This is a genomic window from Ruegeria sp., assembly GCF_965243365.1.
In the GTDB taxonomy this organism is placed as follows: Bacteria; Pseudomonadota; Alphaproteobacteria; order Rhodobacterales; family Rhodobacteraceae; genus Ruegeria.
The window spans coordinates 1,404,301-1,422,216 of record NZ_CBDEUW010000002.1; the positions used below are offsets into that span (position 1 = coordinate 1,404,301).

Consider the following 17,916-nt stretch of genomic DNA (forward strand, 5'->3'; position numbering starts at 1 on the left):
GACTCGCCATGTATGCCGAGCTGTCGATCACGTCGAACTTCACCTTCCTCACCGGGGCGTCCCACCCCGAGGAGTATATGGAACGTGCCGTCACCCTAAACCTGCCCGCCATCGCCATTGCCGATGACAACTCGGTCGCTGGCATTGTCCGCGCCCATACCCAGGCGCGCGAGATCGCCCGCAAGGTCCGCGAACGGCTGGAGTGGGAGGCTCGGAACACCTCCATAGGCCCGCCCTGCCCCGATCAGATCACCAAACCGCCCTCCTACCCGATCCACGCCGTGCCCCGTCTGATCCCGGCGGCGCGGCTGATCTTTACCGACGCGCCCACCGTCACCGCCCTGCCCCTGAACCGGCAGGGCTGGGCCAACCTGTGCCGCATCCTCTCTGCCGGTCGCCTGCGTGCGGAAAAGGGCGATTGCATCCTGCACTTGTCCGACCTGCTGGAGTTTTCCGACGGTCTCCACCTGCTGCTCTGGCCACAGGCGGACCGGTCCCCGGGCGGCGCGGATGCATGGAAGACACAGACGCAACAGTTGACGCGCCGCTTTGCCGGGCGAATGCATCTGCTGATGCATCCTCGCTATGATGGGGCCGATAGCGACCTTTTTTCGTTAATAGAGACTGAATCAAAGCAGCTTGGCATCCCCACCCTCGCCAGTGCCACGCCGATGATGCATCACGGTGCCCGCCGCAAGCTGGGTGATGTGCTGACCGCCATCCGCCTGCGCCGTAAGGTGGATGAACTGGGCCGAGACGCGCTGGCCAATGGCGAACAGCGTTTGCGTTCGGAAACCGAGATGTTGCGTATCTTCAGAGGTCATGAAGGCGCTGTTGCCCGCGCTCATGCACTCAGCGAACAGCTTACATTCTCACTGGATGAACTGCGCTATGAATATCCCAGCGAAGGCAGCGAACAGGAAACCCCGACCCAGCGCCTGCACCGTCTGGCGCATGAAGGGCTGAAATGGCGCTATCCCGCCGGGGCTCCGGATAAAGCCAAGCAGATGCTCGCCCATGAGCTGACCCTGATCGGCAAGCTGAAATACGAACCCTATTTCCTGACCGTCCGTGACATCGTGAAATTCGCCCGATCCCGCGACATTCTCTGCCAGGGGCGCGGCTCGGCGGCCAATTCGGTGGTCTGCTTCTGCCTTGGCATCACCGAGGTCAGCCCCGAGATGGGCACCATGGTCTTCGAACGTTTCGTCTCGGAAGCCCGCGACGAGCCGCCTGACATAGATGTCGATTTCGAACACGAACGCCGCGAGGAAGTCATCCAGCACATCTATGATCGCTATGGCCGCGAACGCGCCGGCCTTTGCGCCACGGTTGTCCACTATCGCGGCAAACGCGCCATTCGCGAGGTTGGCCGGGCGATGGGTCTGACCGAAGACACCATCTCGGCACTGTCTTCCCAACTTTGGGGATTCTTCTCAGCCGCCGGGCTTGAGGCGGAACGGATGCGTGAAATCGGCCTTGACCCCGAGGATCGGCGGCTAAAACAGACTCTAACACTAGTCTATACGATCAACGGTTTCCCTCGTCATCTGTCCCAACATGTGGGCGGTTTCATCATCACCGAGGGACGCTTGGACGAACTTGTCCCCATCGAAAACGCCACGATGGAGGATCGCACGGTCATCTGCTGGGACAAGGATGACATCGACTCGCTTGGCATCCTCAAGGTCGATGTTCTCAGCCTCGGGATGCTGACCTGCATCCGCAAAGCCTTTGATCTGATCACACATCACCACCACACCAGCTATACGCTGGCCACCCTGCCGCCAGAGGACCCGATGGTTTACGACATGCTGTGCAAGGCGGACAGTATTGGCGTGTTTCAGGTGGAGAGCCGGGCGCAGATGAACTTTCTGCCCCGTATGAAGCCGCGCACTTTCTACGATCTGGTGATCGAGGTCGCCATTATCCGCCCCGGCCCCATTCAGGGCGATATGGTGCATCCCTATATCCGGCGGAGAAATGGTGAAGAGCCGGTCGTTTTCCCCTCGGACGCCTTGGGTGAGGTACTGGGCAAGACGAAAGGCGTGCCGTTGTTTCAGGAACAAGCGATGCAGATCGCCATTGTCGGCGCGGGGTTCACCCCGGAACAGGCAGACCGGTTGCGGCGCTCACTGGCGACGTTCAAGAAACATGGAAATGTCAGCGAATTCCGCACCCTGTTCCTGCGCGGGATGAAGCGCAACGGCTATGAGGACGATTTCGCCGAACGCTGTTTCTCGCAGATCGAAGGGTTCGGGTCCTATGGCTTCCCCGAAAGCCACGCGGCCAGCTTTGCACTGCTGGTCTATGCCAGCGCCTGGATCAAATGCCATCATCCGGGGATTTTCGCCTGCGCGCTGCTGAACTCTCAGCCGATGGGGTTCTATGCGCCTGCCCAGATCGTACGCGATGCGCGCGAGCACGGGGTGCAAGTCCGCCCGGTCTGCATCAATGCCAGCTTCTGGGACAACGTGATGGAGCCTGACGGTCAGGGCGGGCTGGCCCTGCGGCTGGGATTCCGCCAGATCAAGGGCCTCAGCGAGGAAGATGCCAGTTGGCTGACCGCTGCGCGCGGCAACGGGTATCATCAGGTCGATGATGTCTGGCGCCGTGCCGGGCTGGGGCCGTCAGTGATCGAGCGACTGGCCGAAGCCGACGCCTTTGCCGCCTGCGACCTGACCCGGCGCGAAGCCCTGTGGCAGGCCAAGGCGATTGCCACGGCCAAGCCCCTGCCTCTGTTCGCTCAGGATCTGGAGGGTGAGGCACTGGATGAGCCCGAAGCCCACCTGCCCCAGATGACGCTGGGCGAGCAGGTGGTCGAGGATTACGTGGCCACCCGCCTCAGCCTGCGGGCGCATCCGGTGGCCCTGTTGCGGCATCTGCTGACACCCGCGCCGCGCGACAAAACCACGCCTGTTGCGTAACACAAGAACCGGATATTCGCCCAAAACAGAGACGAATTCCGGTGCCTTAATGACCAGACCCACCCTGCCGCCGCGCTTTCCGGCAACGCCCGATCAGATCAACGCTCAGGTTCGCGCGTTTTATGCCCGTGTGCGCGAGCACGCCGTGCTGGGTCCGGTCTTTGCCAACCACGTCGCCGACTGGCCCGCCCATGAAGAAAAGATCGCCGCCTTCTGGCGCAATGCCATCCTGTTTGAACGCAGCTACGACGGCAATCCGCAGCGGGTCCATATTGAACAGCCCGACGTAAAGCCCGAGATGTTCGCCCATTGGCTGGATCTGTTCGAAGAGGTCGCAACCCTGACATTGCCACAGGAAACCGCAACCCCTTGGGCCGCATTGGCCCGGCGGATCGGCGTAGGTATGAAGGCTGGGGTGCAATCGGCCCGCCAACCCAAGGATGCACCACCGATCCTGCGTTGATCCCACGGCATGACGGCTTTGCGATGTTAGCGGTAAAATAGGGGCTATGCGGACCGGCCAAATGAGTTTACTCAAAGGCAAGACAGCCCCTTTGCGCTGCGACGGCACAGTGCCACCACACCGACATCACCTGAGGCCAGATTATGAGCACTCAAAACACCACCCTCCGGGGACTTGGTTTCGCGTTTCTGGGATTCGCGGTCTTTGCCAGTCATGACGTGCTGATCAAAGTGCTGGGCGGAACCTATTCGGTGATGCAGATCATCTTCTTCGCCACGCTGTTTTCCTTTGTCCCGATGGCGGTGACGATCCTGACCGACCGCACGACAGGCAACTTCCTGCCACATCATCCGTGGCTGGTACTTCTGCGTTCAGCCCTGATGGTCACATCCATGGCCTGCGCCTTCTACGCCTTCTCGGTCCTGCCGCTGGCCGAGGTCTATTCGCTGCTCTTCTCCTTCCCCTTGATCGTCACCGTCCTGTCGATCCCGATTTTGGGAGAGGTCGTCCGCATTCAACGCTGGGCCGCTGTCGGAGTGGGACTAATCGGCGTTCTGATCGTGTTGCGCCCCGGTTCCACGGATATCACACTGGGCCATCTCGCGGCTTTGACGGCAGCGTTTTGCAGCGCCTTTGCCTCGGTTCTGGTGCGAAAGATCGGGAATGAGGAACGCTCGGCCGTGCTCATCCTCTATCCGATGCTGCTGGCCATTCTGGTCATGAGCCTGATGCAGCCCGCCGTCTATCAGCCACCGTCACTGCTGCATCTGGCCATGATGGCCCTCGTAGGCGTGTTTTCGGTCATCGCCCAGCACCTGATCATCATGGCCTACCGCGCCGCGCCTGCCGGGGTCGTCGCCCCCAGCCAGTACAGCCAGATCATCTGGGCCACGATCTTTGGCGTGATCTTCTTTGGCGAACAGCCCGACAGCTGGGTCGCCGTCGGAGCCAGCATCATCATTGCATCCGGTGTGTTTGTTGTCTGGCGCGAGAGCCGGGCCAATACGTCATCTGTCAATACGCCGGTCCTGCGGGTGCGGTCTCCGCGCTCAGATACCGGGGCTTCGCGCCCGGGGAAATAAGAACGGCGCGCCAATCAGCGCGCCGAGAAGACAATTCCGCTTGGTTTAGAGCCTTAGTACACCACCACCGAGCGAATGCTCTCGCCCTTATGCATCAAGTCGAAGCCGTGGTTGATATCGTCCAGACCCATGGTGTGGGTGATCATCGGGTCGATCTCGATCTTGCCGTCCATGTACCAGTCGACGATCTTTGGCACATCGGTCCGGCCACGGGCACCCCCAAAAGCGGTACCGCGCCACGACCGGCCAGTGACCAGTTGGAACGGTCGGGTCGAAATCTCGGCACCTGCAGGCGCCACGCCGATGATAATCGACTCGCCCCAGCCCTTATGCGCTGATTCCAACGCGTCGCGCATCACGCCGACATTGCCGGTTGCGTCAAAGGTATAATCCGCTCCGCCCTTGGTCAGGTTGACCAGATAAGGCACCAGATCACCTTCGACCTCTTTGGGGTTCACAAAATCGGTCATGCCGAACTTGGTGGCCATTTCCACCTTGGACGGATTCAGGTCGACGCCGACGATCTGATCGGCCCCGGCCAGACGCAGGCCCTGAATGACGTTCAGGCCGATGCCGCCCAGACCGAACACGATAGCGCGACTACCGATTTCGACCTTAGCGGTGTTGATCACCGCACCGATGCCGGTGGTGACACCGCATCCGATGTAGCAGATTTTGTCAAAAGGCGCATCCTCACGCACCTTTGCCAGCGCGATTTCCGGCAAAACCGTGTGGTTCGCGAAGGTCGAGCAGCCCATGTAGTGCAGGATCGGATCACCATCCAAAGTCGAGAACCGGGACGTTCCATCGGGCATCAGGCCCTGCCCCTGTGTTTCACGGATCGCCTGACACAGGTTGGTCTTGGGGTGCAGACAATATTCGCACTCACGACATTCAGGGGTGTAGAGCGGGATCACGTGATCACCCGGCTTCAGGCTGGTGACACCCGGGCCGACCTCAAGCACCACGCCTGCGCCTTCATGGCCCAGAATGGCCGGAAACAGCCCCTCCGGATCGGCGCCCGACAGGGTGAATTCGTCTGTGTGGCAGATGCCGGTGGCCTTGATCTCGACCAGAACCTCACCCGCTTTGGGGCCTTCGAGGTTCACATCCATCACTTCCAAAGATTTGCCCGCCTGAACGGCGACGGCGGCACGGGTACGCATGGTAATAGTCTCCCTGTCTTCTTTGACCCGACCCTGCGTCAAATACAGAGCGTTTTCAACTCTGCAGTCGTGGCAGAGTGTCTAAGTCTTTGGTATTGCAGATGCGACATTGCCAGCATGAGGAGCGCCAATGTATCGATTTTTTCCGATCCTTGCCCTTTTATCGGCCTGTACGGACACGCCCGAACCCCAGGTCGCGCCGACATCCCCCCAGATCGCAACTGTCGATCTGGCCTTTTGTCTGGGCGAGGCGTTTGCTGGCTCGGTTGGCCAGCCGGTTTCGACCATTCAGGCACAACTACCGGAACGATCGCGGGTATTGGGGCCCAACAGCGTCGCAACACAGGATTACCGTATTGATCGCCTGAACGTTTTCGTGGACGACGCCGGAATCATTCAGCGCCTGACTTGCGGGTAGGCATGGACTCGAAAGCTGATTCTCATTTAAGAACAAAGTGAGAACATTTTGATGTCTGCCCAATGCCCAAACGCCGAATACTCTCCTTATGGTTCCCCCGTCTGGGGGCTGAACGGCTGATCCGCGCTGCCCGGGGCCTGCATGACGGGCCTTTGGCCGTGGTGGCCGAGCAGTCGAACATGCAGGTTGTCACCTCACTGAACACCGAAGCTCAGGCCGCCGGTCTGCGTGTTGGTCAGCCGGTACGTGATGCCCACGCCATGTGCGCAAACCTTGTGACCCGCCCCCGCAACATCCCGGCCGAGGCCGCCTTTCTGAACGCGCTGCGCCGCTGGGCAAGCAAGTTCAGCCCCTGGGTGGCCGAGGAAGCGCCCGACGGGCTGATCGTCGACCTGTCGGGCTGCGCCCATCTGTTCGGCGGAGAAGAGACCTTGCTGAGCGTTCTTGAAACCGACTGCGCCGATATGGGGCTCAGCGTGCAGATTGGCATTGCCGATACACTGGGTGCGGCCTGGGCCTTGGCACGTTATGCCGGGCAAGAGGTGACATCCGACCGCAACGGCGACGCCATCAGTCAGGAGGCCCGCGCCACCCGCGCCCGCGCGACCAAGCGGCGGCACTGGACCAAAGGCGGGACCGCGCCTCAGGTAATGGCGTTGGGCGGTGGCGCGCGGATTGCGGCACCGGGGCAAGCCTATGGCGCGCTCAGCCCGTTGCCCATCGCGGCGCTGCGGCTGGAAGAACGGGTGGTGACGCAGTTGAACCGTCTGGGCCTGCGCCGTATCGGCGATCTGCTGGGGCAACCCCGCGCCAGTTTAGCGCGGCGGTTCGGTCGTGGGCTGGTGCTGCGGCTAGACCAGGCAATGGGCAGCGCACCCGAACCGGTGTCCCCCGCCCGCGCGCCGCATCACTTTGCGGCGCGGATGACCTTGCCCAACCCGATCGGTCTGGTCGAGGACGTGATGGCCGCTGTTGATCGGGTTCTGCCAACTCTCTGCACCAAACTGGAGGAGAAAGGCCGCGGGGTGCGGACATTACGGCTTGAAGCGCATCGTGCCGATCAGGCGGCTGAGGTCATCGAGATCGGTCTGGCTCGGCCCACTTACGACAAATACCGCATTCGTCCTTTGTTAGAGATGAAAATAGACAAGATTGATGCCGGTTATGGCATCGATATGCTGCGACTTGAGGCGGTGCAGACCGAACCGATACACGCCCGCACCATGACCGGTCATGCTGAGGCTCGTAATGCGGTTCGCAACAGGATCGAGGGCAATACGGGTGTAGAAGACCTGATTGGCAAACTGGGCGCGCGCGTGGGGCTTGAGGTGATCACACGGCGCCACCCGGCGGCCTCTCATATCCCCGAGAAAACCGCCCAGACTTTGGCAGCGGCTTGGTCCGAACCCGCCCGCGACTGGCCTGCACCACCCCGACCGCGCCCCTTGCAGATGTGGCAGCCCGAACCGGTGATGGCGCCGGAAACCCCGGATGTGCCTTCCGCATTTCGCTGGCGCGGGCGCGACTGGCGATTGGCGCAGGCCACCGGGCCAGAGCGGATCGCACCGGAATGGTGGCTGGATGACCCCAACTGGCGCAGCGGTGTGCGCGATTACTGGGTAGTCGTGACCGAGCAGGGTGAAAGGTTATGGCTGTTCTATGGCCATGGCGGCACGATGTCAGCGGGCTGGTTCTGTCAGGGGCAGTTTGGTTAGAGTCTATTTTCCACGGTAAACCAGCAAATCCGGCAGATAATCGATCAGGCGGATCACCCAGGAAAACGACGCAGGGAAATCGGTGCGAAAGCGGCGGCGCGCCATCGCCCGGACGACACGCTCTGCCGCGTCCTCGGGCGTCATCAGCATCGGCATCCGAAAGCTGTTCTTTTCGGTCAGGCGGGTCTTGATGAAGCCCGGATTGACAATCCGAACCGTTACGCCGGTCCCGGCCAGATCATGCCGCATCGTCTCGGCCAGTGAGATCAACGCCGCCTTGCTGGCTCCGTACCCAATCGCCGCCGGCAACCCGTGATAGCCCGCCAACGATCCGATCAGCGTAATCTCGCCCTGACCTGCTTTGACAAATCCCGGAACGGTTTCCCCAAGCACCCGCAATGCGCCCATATAGTTCACGTCACTTATCATCAGAGAGGACTCCGTGTTCCACTCTGTTGCGCGCATCGGATCATAGGCCCCGGCATTATAGACCAAACCATCCACCAACCCCGTCTGCGCCACAGCATTGCGAACAGAGTCTAAATCGGTCACATCCAGCGGGATCGCCCGCGCGTTTGGAAGGTTTTCACAGATATCGGACAAGCGCTTTGCATTGCGCGCCGAAAGGATAAGGCGAGCACCCTTACGGCTGAGTGCCTCAGCCAGCGCGCGGCCCAAACCCTCGCTTGCGCCGACAATCCAGTAGGTTTTTCCGTGAAAACTGCTCATACCCAGCCAATTCAGTTGTGTTTCAGGTTTTACGGATGAGAGAAACCAGTGGATCACGGACCCGGGCGGGAAAAGCGGAGCCAAACGCCAGTCGGCAAAACATAGTGCGTTCCAGAAAAAAATCTAATCTGATTGATCCACCCCCACCTGTCCTGCGTATCCTATTGTAAAATGTCGCACAAAGAGGATGGCATGTTCGACGAAACCCGGGGCGTACGCAAGAAAATCGCAGTAGTAGGTGCAGGTATCTCAGGTCTGTCGGCTGCTTATTACCTCTCAGAAAACCACGATGTCACCGTTTTCGAAGCTGAATCCAGGCTGGGCGGTCACGCGCGAACCGTGTTGGCCGGAAAGCACGGGGATCAGCCGGTTGATACTGGTTTCATCGTATTCAACTATGTCACCTACCCTTATCTGACACGCCTGTTCGACGAGTTGAATGTGCCCGTAATCAAATCCGAGATGAGCTTTGGCGCGACCATCGATGGTGGGCGCATTGAATATGGCCTCAACAACCTGCGCACCCTGACAGCGCAAAAACGCAATCTGGCCCGTCCGGCCTATTATAAAATGATCGCCGATATCCTGCGCTTTGGCAAAGAGGCCCCCGAAGCCGCCCGCGACGACGACACCACGATCGGAGAACTGGTCGATCAACTGCGCCTTGGCCACTGGTTCCGACACAATTACCTGATGCCGATGTGTGGGGCGATCTGGTCCACGCCGGTGGAATTCGTTGATCAATTTCCCGCCCGCTCGCTGGTTCAGTTCTTCCGCAATCACGCCCTGCTGGCCAGCGGGCGCGCCAATCAGCATCAATGGTACACGGTCAAAGGCGGCAGTATCGAGTATGTCCGCCGGATCGAAACCGCTCTGCGCGGGCGCGGCAGCGAAATCCGCGTTGCATCACCCGTTCAGCATATCGATCGCCACGATCTGGGCGTCACGATACGCAGTCAGGGTCAATCCGAGCTGTTTGACGAGGTCATATTGGCCACCCATTCCGACCAGTCGCTGGCCATTCTGGGCGATCAGGCGACCGCTGCTGAAAAGGCTGCGCTCGGCGCGATCCGCTATCAGCCGAATACGGCCGTTCTGCATTGCGACCCGCGCCAGATGCCCCGGCGGCGCGCGTGCTGGTCCAGTTGGACCTATCGATCGCAAAAAGGCAATGTCGGGGTCACATATTGGATGAACCGTCTTCAGAATATTCCGGACAGTGATCCTCTGTTTGTGACGTTGAACGCAGCATCGGAAATTCCTGCGGAGAAAACATACGATACCGTCGAATTCGCCCATCCGGTATTCGACAAAGCCGCCCTGCATGCGCAAGGGCAAATCCGCAAGATGCAGGGGCAGAACCGAACTTGGTTTGCCGGTGCTTACAACCGGCACGGATTTCACGAAGACGGGATCGCCAGCGCCATGCATGTCGTGGATTTGCTGAACGGCACCCCGCAAACCCTCGGAGCTGAAAATGGCGTTTCTGACAAAGATCAGGCCATTCCTGCGTAGATCGGGTTGCGACACCTGCCGCGCGGCCCTTTTGGCAGTCTTGCTACTGGCCCCTGCCGGGCTGGTGGCCTCGCCAATTCCCGGAGGATTGCAGGACCCTAAGCAACTTGGCAGCTCCACCTTCCGTTTTCTGGGCCTGCCTCTTTATGACGCCACGCTTTACACGCCCGGCGGCGCCCCGTTCAGCTGGACTGAGGATTTTGGCCTGAAACTGACCTATCGCAAGACCCTCAAACAAAAGGCGCTGGTTGAATCCACGCTGGAAGAGATGGCCCGCCAGGGCAATCCGACCCCAACACAGGCGCAACTGGAACAGTGCTTTCAGGCCGTCCAAAAAGGAGACAGTTACCTGGCCGTCTCACAAGGGCCAAACGCGGTTGGGTTCTGGCGTAATGGCAAAAAGACATGTGTTCTGTCCTACCCCGGTGCAAAGCGGGCTTTCATGTCGATTTTTCTGGGCAATGACACACGCTCGGCCAGTTTTACCCGTCAGTTGAAGGGGCAGTGATGCTGTATCCACGGGTCAGTCTTTACGCCTTGATGCTGGCCGCGGCCGGGATTCCGCTTTATATCCACCTGCCTCGTTTTGCCGCCGTCAATCTGGGGCTTGGACTGGGTGTTATCGGCACCGTCCTGCTGGTCATTCGACTGGTGGATCTGGTGCAGGACCCGCTGATCGGCTGGTCCATTGACCGCTGGCCCGGAGGTCAGCTTTTCTTTGCCGCAGCGGCAGCGCTTGGGCTGGCAGTCGGTTTCCCGGTACTGTTCAATTTGCCAGAGAGCGCCAGTGTCAGTGTCCTGGTGGTCACCCTGATCCTATTGTTCTCGGCCTACAGTCTTGGAACCATCCTGCTCTATGGCCGCAGCGCGACTTTGGCCAAAAAGGCGGATGCCAAGGAACTAATGGTGCTGGCGGCCTACCGTGAAGGCGGGCAATTGGCCGGGGTGGTCATCGCCGCCGCCGCCCCAGCACTGTTTGTGGCGCTGGGGGCCGGGGCGCAGGGCTATCCGGCGTTTGGCCTGTTTCTTGGGTGCTTGGCCGTGTGCACACTGATTCTGACCGTGCCGATGTGGCGCAGGGCACCGATCACTGGCCAGGGCCTGTCTTTCGCCGGTCTCGGTCAGGCCGGTGCATTGCGCCTTTTGGCTCTGGCACTTGTGAACAGCCTGCCAGTGGCAATTACCTCGACCCTGTTTCTGTTTTTTGTCGAGGACCGGCTGCAATTGCCGGGCAAGGCAGGGCCTTTACTGATCCTGTTTTTCCTCAGCGCCGGGGTCAGCGTGCCGTTCTGGGCACGGTTGAGCAACCGGATTGGCCCGAAACAGACTCTGATAATTGCGATGCCCCTGTCGATTGCCGGCTTTATCGGGGCTGCCATGCTGTCAGTTGGCAATCTGGGTGGCTTTGCCGTGATCTGCATCGCATCGGGTGCCGCGCTGGGCGCGGATATGGTGGTTCTGCCCGCCATGTTCTCGGTCGCTCTGACACGCGCCGGGCTGAACGCCTCGGCCGCGTTCGGCATTTGGTCTTTTGCAGGCAAGCTGGGTCTTGCACTGGCCGCGTTTTTTACTCTGCCGCTGCTGGAACGCAGTGGATTTGTCCCCGGACAATCGAACTCGGCGCAGGCGCTTGAAACACTCAACCTCGCCTATGCCGTCCTTCCCTGCATTCTCAAAATCGGAGCGTTTGGCATGGTCCTGACGCTTCCGACGGAGGTATCTGCCAAATGAAACTTGCTGTTGTCATCCTGCTTGCGCTACTGGCCCTGATCGTGGGCAAAACCCGATTCCTGAGTTTTAGGTCCCAGTCACCTACAGATTACGCCAGTACAGGGCCTCAGTTTTCGCTCAAGAAACACCTGAGCGGCGAAATCCTGTCCGAGGGTTTGATTTATGGCCCGAACGGCAAGATGTCGAACAGCTTCGTGGCGCGCATGGTCGGAGAGTGGGAGGGAAACACAGGCACCCTGGCCGAGTATTTCACATATTCAAACGGCAAACAGATGTCCCGAAAATGGTATCTGACACTGGGGACCGGCAACACCTTTACTGCAACTGCATACGATATCGTGGGCGAAGGGCACGGCGTGATCTCAGGCTCTACGGTCAAGCTGACCTATCGCATTATCCTGCCCGAAGACGCTGGCGGCCACGTGCTGGATGTGACCGATTGGATGTATCTGACCGAAAACGGCGCGATCATGAACCGGTCCGAGATGCGGAAATTCGGGTTAAAGGTGGCGGAGCTGATCGCCACGATGCGCCCGGCGCCCGAAGTTGCAGCGGCCCATCTAAATGGCGCAAACGGCTATGACACCGATGCAGACGCACGGCCTCTTCAATGAACACGCGCCGCTTTCTGATTGCCGCACTTGCGATTGTCGGGCTGGCCGCGCTGACCGCCTGTTCTGCCAAACCGCGTGTGCCGAAAACATTCCTGTCTGACCGACAATTGAACTTGGAAGAGTTCTTTGAGGGCAAAACCGTCGCCTATGGTCAGTTTCAGGACATTCTGGGCAACGTCCCCCGTCGATTTACAGTCGAGATTGATGGAACATGGGACGGTGAAACCCTGACCCTGGTTGAGGACTTTGTCTATGACGACGGCGCAACCGAGCAACGGATCTGGACCCTGACCAAAACGGGTGAGGACACCTGGACCGGCACCGCGCCGGGCGTTTTGGGCACCGCGTCCGGGATCGAGCGTGGTGATACCTTCAACTGGAAATACAAGATCGATCTGCCGGTGAAAGACGGCACAATGCGGGTCAACTTCGACGACTGGATGTGGCTGCTCAGTGATGATCGGCTGCTCAACCGGGCCTATGTCTCGCGCTTTGGGGTGCGATTGGGCGAGGTTATTTTATACTTTGAAAAGAAATGACTTTTACGGCCAGCAACCGGGGCGGTTGACCCGTTGGGCCGGATCGCCCATCCTTGTCAGAACCAGATCGGCCTTAGCTTGGCGCAATTTCGGCGCTACCGGTCTGTGGATCATATTGGCAAGGTCAGGTGCATGCCCAAAACATCGCAGAAGACATATGTTCTGGACACGCATCGCCTGCGGGATCCGGAACAAACCCTTACCATCGTGCGCCCTCATCTCAAACGCATGGGTATTACCCGTATTGCAAACCTGACCGGATTGGACCGGATCGGTTTACCCACCGTTATGGTGACGCGCCCGAACTCCCGATCTGTGGCCGTATCGCTGGGCAAGGGTCTGTCCCTGCGCGCCGCCGAAGCCTCGGGTGTGATGGAGGCAATCGAATCGTGGCATGCGGAACGCATCGAATTGCCGCTGCGGTTGGCCAGTCATGACGAGCTGATTGCCGATACGCATGTTGCAGATGTTTATGCTCTGCCAAGGGTCACACGGGGGCAGTTCGATCCGTCACGCGCCATGCTGTGGGTGCAGGGCCATGACCTGAGCACAGATCGTGCCTGCTGGGCACCATATGAAATGGTCGATACAGACTACACCGGCGCACACAGCGCGGGGCAAGGCGCGTTTCCCAGGACAACCAACGGGCTGGCCTCGGGCAACAATGCGACCGAGGCCAGTTGCCATGCCATTTGCGAGTTGATCGAACGGGATGCCACGACGCTGTGGCATCACCAATCGCTACCGCCACGGGTAGACCCGGACAGTATTGATGATCCGCGATGCCGGCAGGCCATGGATTTGATTGCGCAGGCCGGGCTTGAGATGGGTGTCTGGGATACAACCTCGGACATCGGCATTGCCAGTTTCCGCTGTATGATCGGCGAGGCAGACGGAAAATCCGGCCACATCGGCATTGGCGAGGGCTGCCATCCCGACCGTGCAATTGCCTTGCTGAGGGCACTGACCGAGGCCGCGCAGACACGGCTGACCTATATTTCCGGCGCGCGGGACGATCTGGACCCGGAAGAATTCACAGACAGGGCTCAGTCGGATCGCAGCACCTATGTGCACAATCTGATTGAAAAGGCGCCAGCCTCGACCAGCTATCAGGATTGCCCGACATATGTGACCAAGTCTTTCGACGATGATCTGAGCCTGTTGCTGGACCGTCTGTCCGACAGCGGAATGCCGCAGGTGATTACGGTCGATCTGTCCCGGCCTGAAATCGACATTGCCGTGATCCGCGCCATCATTCCGGGGTTGGAGGCCCCGCATGACGAACCCGACTATGTTGCCGGGCCCCGTGCAAATCGGATTCGAGAGGCGGCGCAATGACGGTCATCGTTTTTGTAGGTCCGACCCTTTCCGCCAAAGAGGTCTTGCGCCAACTGGACGCCACCATCCTTCCCCCGGTGCGGCAGGGTGACGTGTACCGCGCCGTTCAACAGCAACCCCGGGCAATTGGGATCATTGACGGGTTTTTCGAAGGCGTACCGTCGGTCTGGCACAAAGAGATCCTTTGGGCCATTAAACAGGGTATCCCGGTTTACGGCAGCGCCAGTATGGGGGCCCTGCGTGCCGCCGAGTTGGCCGATTTTGGCATGATCGGCGTTGGCCGGATATTCCGCGACTATCATGACGGCACATTGCAGGACGATGACGAGGTTGCCGTCCTGCACAGCCCTGCCGAACTGGGCTTCAAACCGCTCAGCGAACCTATGGTCTCGGTCCGTGCAACAGTCGAACAGGCGGTTGAGACTGGCGTTCTGCCAAAAAACACCGCAGCCGAGCTGTTGCGGGTGGCCAAGGCGATGCACTACCGCCAACGGACCTGGAAGAACATTTGCAAAGCATTGGACGGGCAGCCCGGCCTGTCTGAATTTTCGGCGTGGCTGCCCGGGGGGCAAGTCGATGCCAAGGCCAAAGACGCCCGAGAGATGTTGACGCAAATGGCGGCGCAGGATGCGGCAGGGCAGATCAATGGCGCGCCAACGCGGGTCGAACCCACCCTTGCGTGGCGTGAGCTGCGCGCCCGCGTTGATCGCGAGCCAACGCCGGGGCAGATCGGGGATCTTCGGATTATCAACGAACTTCGGCTGGACCCGGATCGTTATGCCCAATTCCGGGACCGCGCCTTGCTGGGGCTGTTGGCAAGTGAAGACGCACGGCGGCGGGATCATGAACCGGACCGGAAGGCGCTGATGCATCAAATGACACTGCACAGAACCCATGCCGGACTGCCGCGTCATGCGGACCTGATGCGTTGGTTGGACGAAAACGATCTGAGCTCGCAAGACTATGAATCCCATCTGGCCAGCCGCGCGCGTGTACAGGCTGCGCTGACAACGCGTTCAGAGGCTTTGTCTACCCCCTTGCTGACCGAGCTGCGCCAAAACGGCAGCTATAACGCCCTGCGCGATCGGGCCGCCCGCAAGGCAAAAACTCTTTCCGAGCAGGCCGGAACGAACGGGCCGTCGATAGACCGATTGCAGGTCATGATATGGTATTTTGAAACACGGCTTGACCAAACGGTACCGGATGATCTTGAATCCTACGCAGTTTCACTTGGCCTGGCCGGGCGCGACGCATTTTATGAATTGATCGAAGCTGAATTCTTGTTCTGCCAGTCAGAGGGTGACCTCTGATCCACATTACGACCCTGGCAGACCGCAGGAGGGTATTTTGATGAACCAGACCTTTCAGGACGAAGCCCCCGGAACGCGCTTCCTGCTGTATCCGCAATCGCCCTTCATGGACCCGAACGCGAAGCCTGAACTGGTGGAAATCTCGGCCCCTCCGGGCAGCATCGGCGCAGGCCCGTCCGGGCCGCGCATGTACACGGTCAACCCGGTTGGCAAGACAACCCCCTACGGCGCGATGATCGACGGCCCGTTTGGCCCGCAAATGTACCTTCCGTCGTGGGACGGGTATATCCACCCGCCTGCGGAACCGGATGAGTACGGCAATTTCATCCATATCGACCCGTCAGACCCGGCTTTTGAGGCTGCCCATCTGTTTGGGGCCGCCCATTTCACCATGGATGTGTGGGAAGGCTATTTCGACCGTCCAATCCCCTGGCACTTCGCCCGCGACTTTGACCGGCTGGAACTGTCGCTGCTGCCCAGTCTGGACAATGCCCATATCGGTTGGGGATTTCTCGAGACCGGCGGCACCCGGGAACACGGCAACGAATACCGCCCCTATAGCCTGAACTTCGACGTGGTTTCGCATGAGATCGGACATGCCATTATCTACAGCGTCGTCGGCCTGCCGACACAGGGGGATGGCCCGGGCGAATACTATGGTTTCCACGAGTCCGCCGCCGATCTGGTGGCGCTGCTGACCTCGCTGCACTTCGGATCGGTGGTTGACGGCCTGTTGGAAAACACACGCGGCAATCTTTACACCTTCAATCGCCTCAGCCGCTTTGCCGAACTGTCCGAGAATGCGCAAATCCGGCTTGCCGCCAATGACCGGGTACTATCCGAGTTCGCAAAGGGCTGGTCCAGCGAACACGATCTCTCGGAACCGCTGACCGGCGCAATGTTCGACGTCTTTGTCGATATCTACCACGAACGGCTGCTGGTCCACGATCTGATTAGCCCCGAGATGGAGGACCTGTCGGACAAGCTTGAGGGTACACCGGAATATGGCGCCGTGATGCAGCGGATGTTCGATGAACGCTATGCCGAAGACCCTGATGGGTTCCGGATCGCCCTGCTTGAGGCACGGGATTTTCTGGGCACGTATCTGGCTGACGCATGGGAAATGCTGGATGCAGACATGCTCAGCTATTTCGGCGTTGAACGCGCTTTGCTGGCCGTGGATCAGGAAATCACCGGCGACGCGTTTCGGCGAATTATCGAGGGCAATTTCCGCATGCGCGAAATCGGCCTGACCGAAGCTGGCCCGCGTTTGGCGGAACCGGATGAAAACAGCCACTCGGCGTCTATCCGCACGCAAGTACCAGATTGAGCCGTCGCAAAAGACTTTGATTTCGCGGCGTCTTGTGGCATTTTACGGCCACGGGATGATATTTTTGAGATTAGGCGTTTTTACAGATGCGCCAACAAGGGGGGAGAGATGGGGTCTCGGACTGCGTCGCTCCCGCAATTAGGGAGAGAAGTTAATGTCTGGATCCTTACTCAGTTTTTCAGAAGTGCTGTTATTTGGAAGATTGGTTCGTGAACTGAAGATCAAAAAAGAGGAAAATCCCGAAGCCAAGGTCGGCAGTACCGAAAACATCGCCGATTTGAAGGGGCTGAAGGTCAACGGCCAGACCGTCGCGGTCGGAGACAAGATTCTGATCAAGGATCAGAAAAAGAAGAAGCAGAACGGCATCTACACCGTGTCCAACGACGCAAACAAAACCTGGAAAAGCAAAGAGCAGTTCGAGGTTGGGACCGTCGTGAAAGTCTTGTCGGGCGAGGAAAAAGGATTCTGGCTGCAACGTGGAAATTTCAGCAAGGGTCGGCAACGCTTCAAGGAAATCTCCGAAAAGAAAGCAAAAGGCCAAAACAGCTTCCTGTCCAAGCAGTTGGGCGACGATGCGCGTTTCGCAAAGATCTACGGATTTGCCTATGAGGGTACTTATTTCGACCTGCCGGAGCCGACCATTTTCCTTGTCCATGGCGAGGGGGACAGCGCAACAGACGGGGACAGCCCGGGCGGTCTCGCGTCACGCGCGCCCAACAACCCGACCCTAAGCGGTGTGGCTGCTGCCGATTTCCAGATAGCCGATGACATCCGCGTCTGGGACTATGACAAGGCCGACTACACCATCCGAATGGATGTGATGACCGGAATGTTCGAACAGGTCTTGCTGGATGTATGTCTCGGCGATGGCGTTGGTATCAGCGGTGCCAAAGTCAGCGGTGCCAAGGTTTCGGGCGCGAAAGTCAGCGGCGCCAAGGTCAGTGGGGCCAAAGTCTCGGGCGCGAAAGTCAGTGGCGCCAAAGCGCGCGGCGACTGATTTCGCAGAGAATAAAGGAAGGGGCGCGCATCGAGCCGCGCC

The 17,916-nt window shown here is 59.5% G+C and carries 16 protein-coding genes; 14 read left to right on the forward strand and 2 right to left on the reverse strand.

Going from position 1 to position 17,916, the window contains the following annotated elements; genetic code table 11:
- Positions 1–8: 8 nt before the first annotated feature.
- From ACP0GE_RS10640 to ACP0GE_RS10650, 3 genes are all read left to right on the forward strand, one after another.
- On the forward strand, positions 9–2,927 hold the full coding sequence (locus ACP0GE_RS10640) for an error-prone DNA polymerase (RefSeq protein ID WP_424831925.1): 2,919 nt from the start codon (positions 9–11) through the stop codon (positions 2,925–2,927).
- Between the two features lie 49 nt (positions 2,928–2,976).
- Positions 2,977–3,390 (forward strand): group III truncated hemoglobin, encoded by a 414-nt coding sequence (locus ACP0GE_RS10645; protein WP_424831926.1) that lies wholly within the window; start codon positions 2,977–2,979, stop codon positions 3,388–3,390.
- A gap of 143 nt (positions 3,391–3,533) precedes the next feature.
- Complete coding sequence (locus ACP0GE_RS10650) at positions 3,534–4,472, forward strand: DMT family transporter (RefSeq protein ID WP_424831927.1); 939 nt, start codon at positions 3,534–3,536, stop codon at positions 4,470–4,472.
- Between the two features lie 53 nt (positions 4,473–4,525).
- Here the strand turns inward: ACP0GE_RS10650 and ACP0GE_RS10655 are convergent, their stop codons facing one another.
- Positions 4,526–5,638: an S-(hydroxymethyl)glutathione dehydrogenase/class III alcohol dehydrogenase gene (locus ACP0GE_RS10655; protein ID WP_424831928.1), complete on the reverse strand. Its 1,113-nt coding sequence runs from the start codon at positions 5,636–5,638 to the stop codon at positions 4,526–4,528.
- A 130-nt stretch (positions 5,639–5,768) separates the two neighbouring features.
- Here ACP0GE_RS10655 and ACP0GE_RS10660 point away from each other — a divergent pair, with 130 nt between their 5' ends.
- Positions 5,769–6,056, forward strand: a complete 288-nt coding sequence (locus ACP0GE_RS10660; protein ID WP_424831929.1) for an I78 family peptidase inhibitor — start codon at positions 5,769–5,771, stop codon at positions 6,054–6,056.
- Between the two features lie 62 nt (positions 6,057–6,118).
- Positions 6,119–7,771, forward strand: coding sequence for a DUF6504 family protein (locus ACP0GE_RS10665; RefSeq protein WP_424831930.1), 1,653 nt, complete (start codon positions 6,119–6,121; stop codon positions 7,769–7,771).
- Between the two features lie 3 nt (positions 7,772–7,774).
- Here ACP0GE_RS10665 and ACP0GE_RS10670 read toward each other — a convergent pair whose 3' ends face one another.
- Positions 7,775–8,500 carry an SDR family NAD(P)-dependent oxidoreductase gene (locus ACP0GE_RS10670; RefSeq protein ID WP_424831931.1) on the reverse strand — a complete coding sequence of 242 codons (726 nt, stop codon included), beginning with the start codon at positions 8,498–8,500 and terminating at the stop codon, positions 7,775–7,777.
- A 192-nt stretch (positions 8,501–8,692) separates the two neighbouring features.
- Here ACP0GE_RS10670 and ACP0GE_RS10675 point away from each other — a divergent pair, with 192 nt between their 5' ends.
- From ACP0GE_RS10675 to ACP0GE_RS10715, 9 genes are all read left to right on the forward strand, one after another.
- Complete coding sequence (locus tag ACP0GE_RS10675; RefSeq protein ID WP_424831932.1) at positions 8,693–10,015, forward strand: NAD(P)/FAD-dependent oxidoreductase; 1,323 nt, start codon at positions 8,693–8,695, stop codon at positions 10,013–10,015.
- Entirely contained in the window at positions 9,978–10,523 is a 546-nt protein-coding gene (locus ACP0GE_RS10680; protein ID WP_424831933.1) for a hypothetical protein, read from the forward strand. Before ACP0GE_RS10675 ends, ACP0GE_RS10680 begins: the two co-directional genes overlap by 38 nt.
- Entirely contained in the window at positions 10,523–11,746 is a 1,224-nt protein-coding gene (locus ACP0GE_RS10685; RefSeq protein ID WP_424831934.1) for an MFS transporter, read from the forward strand. Before ACP0GE_RS10680 ends, ACP0GE_RS10685 begins: the two co-directional genes overlap by 1 nt.
- Positions 11,743–12,360, forward strand: a complete 618-nt coding sequence (locus ACP0GE_RS10690) for a DUF3833 domain-containing protein (RefSeq protein ID WP_424831935.1) — start codon at positions 11,743–11,745, stop codon at positions 12,358–12,360. Before ACP0GE_RS10685 ends, ACP0GE_RS10690 begins: the two co-directional genes overlap by 4 nt.
- Positions 12,357–12,899, forward strand: coding sequence for a DUF3833 domain-containing protein (locus tag ACP0GE_RS10695; RefSeq protein ID WP_424831936.1), 543 nt, complete (start codon positions 12,357–12,359; stop codon positions 12,897–12,899). Before ACP0GE_RS10690 ends, ACP0GE_RS10695 begins: the two co-directional genes overlap by 4 nt.
- Positions 12,900–13,031: 132 nt before the next feature.
- The gene (locus ACP0GE_RS10700) at positions 13,032–14,237 is read left to right on the forward strand and encodes a YcaO-like family protein (protein ID WP_424831937.1); all 1,206 of its coding nucleotides are present in this window, start codon (positions 13,032–13,034) and stop codon (positions 14,235–14,237) included.
- On the forward strand, positions 14,234–15,547 hold the full coding sequence (locus ACP0GE_RS10705) for a TfuA-like protein (protein ID WP_424831938.1): 1,314 nt from the start codon (positions 14,234–14,236) through the stop codon (positions 15,545–15,547). Before ACP0GE_RS10700 ends, ACP0GE_RS10705 begins: the two co-directional genes overlap by 4 nt.
- Positions 15,548–15,587: 40 nt before the next feature.
- The gene (locus ACP0GE_RS10710; protein WP_424831939.1) at positions 15,588–16,877 is read left to right on the forward strand and encodes a hypothetical protein; all 1,290 of its coding nucleotides are present in this window, start codon (positions 15,588–15,590) and stop codon (positions 16,875–16,877) included.
- 154 nt (positions 16,878–17,031) lie between these two features.
- Positions 17,032–17,874, forward strand: coding sequence for a hypothetical protein (locus ACP0GE_RS10715; RefSeq protein WP_424831940.1), 843 nt, complete (start codon positions 17,032–17,034; stop codon positions 17,872–17,874).
- Positions 17,875–17,916 lie beyond the last annotated feature (42 nt).

Excerpts from the sequence above, each read along its gene's own strand:
- ACP0GE_RS10640 (WP_424831925.1), top strand. The coding sequence starts at position 9 with ATGTATGCCGAGCTGTCGATCACGTCGAACTTCACCTTCCTCACCGGG.
- ACP0GE_RS10645 (WP_424831926.1), top strand. The coding sequence starts at position 2,977 with ATGACCAGACCCACCCTGCCGCCGCGCTTTCCGGCAACGCCCGATCAG.
- ACP0GE_RS10650 (WP_424831927.1), top strand. The coding sequence starts at position 3,534 with ATGAGCACTCAAAACACCACCCTCCGGGGACTTGGTTTCGCGTTTCTG.
- ACP0GE_RS10655 (WP_424831928.1), bottom strand. The coding sequence starts at position 5,638 with ATGCGTACCCGTGCCGCCGTCGCCGTTCAGGCGGGCAAATCTTTGGAA.
- ACP0GE_RS10660 (WP_424831929.1), top strand. The coding sequence starts at position 5,769 with ATGTATCGATTTTTTCCGATCCTTGCCCTTTTATCGGCCTGTACGGAC.
- ACP0GE_RS10665 (WP_424831930.1), top strand. The coding sequence starts at position 6,119 with ATGCCCAAACGCCGAATACTCTCCTTATGGTTCCCCCGTCTGGGGGCT.
- ACP0GE_RS10670 (WP_424831931.1), bottom strand. The coding sequence starts at position 8,500 with ATGAGCAGTTTTCACGGAAAAACCTACTGGATTGTCGGCGCAAGCGAG.
- ACP0GE_RS10675 (WP_424831932.1), top strand. The coding sequence starts at position 8,693 with ATGTTCGACGAAACCCGGGGCGTACGCAAGAAAATCGCAGTAGTAGGT.
- ACP0GE_RS10680 (WP_424831933.1), top strand. The coding sequence starts at position 9,978 with ATGGCGTTTCTGACAAAGATCAGGCCATTCCTGCGTAGATCGGGTTGC.
- ACP0GE_RS10685 (WP_424831934.1), top strand. The coding sequence starts at position 10,523 with ATGCTGTATCCACGGGTCAGTCTTTACGCCTTGATGCTGGCCGCGGCC.
- ACP0GE_RS10690 (WP_424831935.1), top strand. The coding sequence starts at position 11,743 with ATGAAACTTGCTGTTGTCATCCTGCTTGCGCTACTGGCCCTGATCGTG.
- ACP0GE_RS10695 (WP_424831936.1), top strand. The coding sequence starts at position 12,357 with ATGAACACGCGCCGCTTTCTGATTGCCGCACTTGCGATTGTCGGGCTG.
- ACP0GE_RS10700 (WP_424831937.1), top strand. The coding sequence starts at position 13,032 with ATGCCCAAAACATCGCAGAAGACATATGTTCTGGACACGCATCGCCTG.
- ACP0GE_RS10705 (WP_424831938.1), top strand. The coding sequence starts at position 14,234 with ATGACGGTCATCGTTTTTGTAGGTCCGACCCTTTCCGCCAAAGAGGTC.
- ACP0GE_RS10710 (WP_424831939.1), top strand. The coding sequence starts at position 15,588 with ATGAACCAGACCTTTCAGGACGAAGCCCCCGGAACGCGCTTCCTGCTG.
- ACP0GE_RS10715 (WP_424831940.1), top strand. The coding sequence starts at position 17,032 with ATGTCTGGATCCTTACTCAGTTTTTCAGAAGTGCTGTTATTTGGAAGA.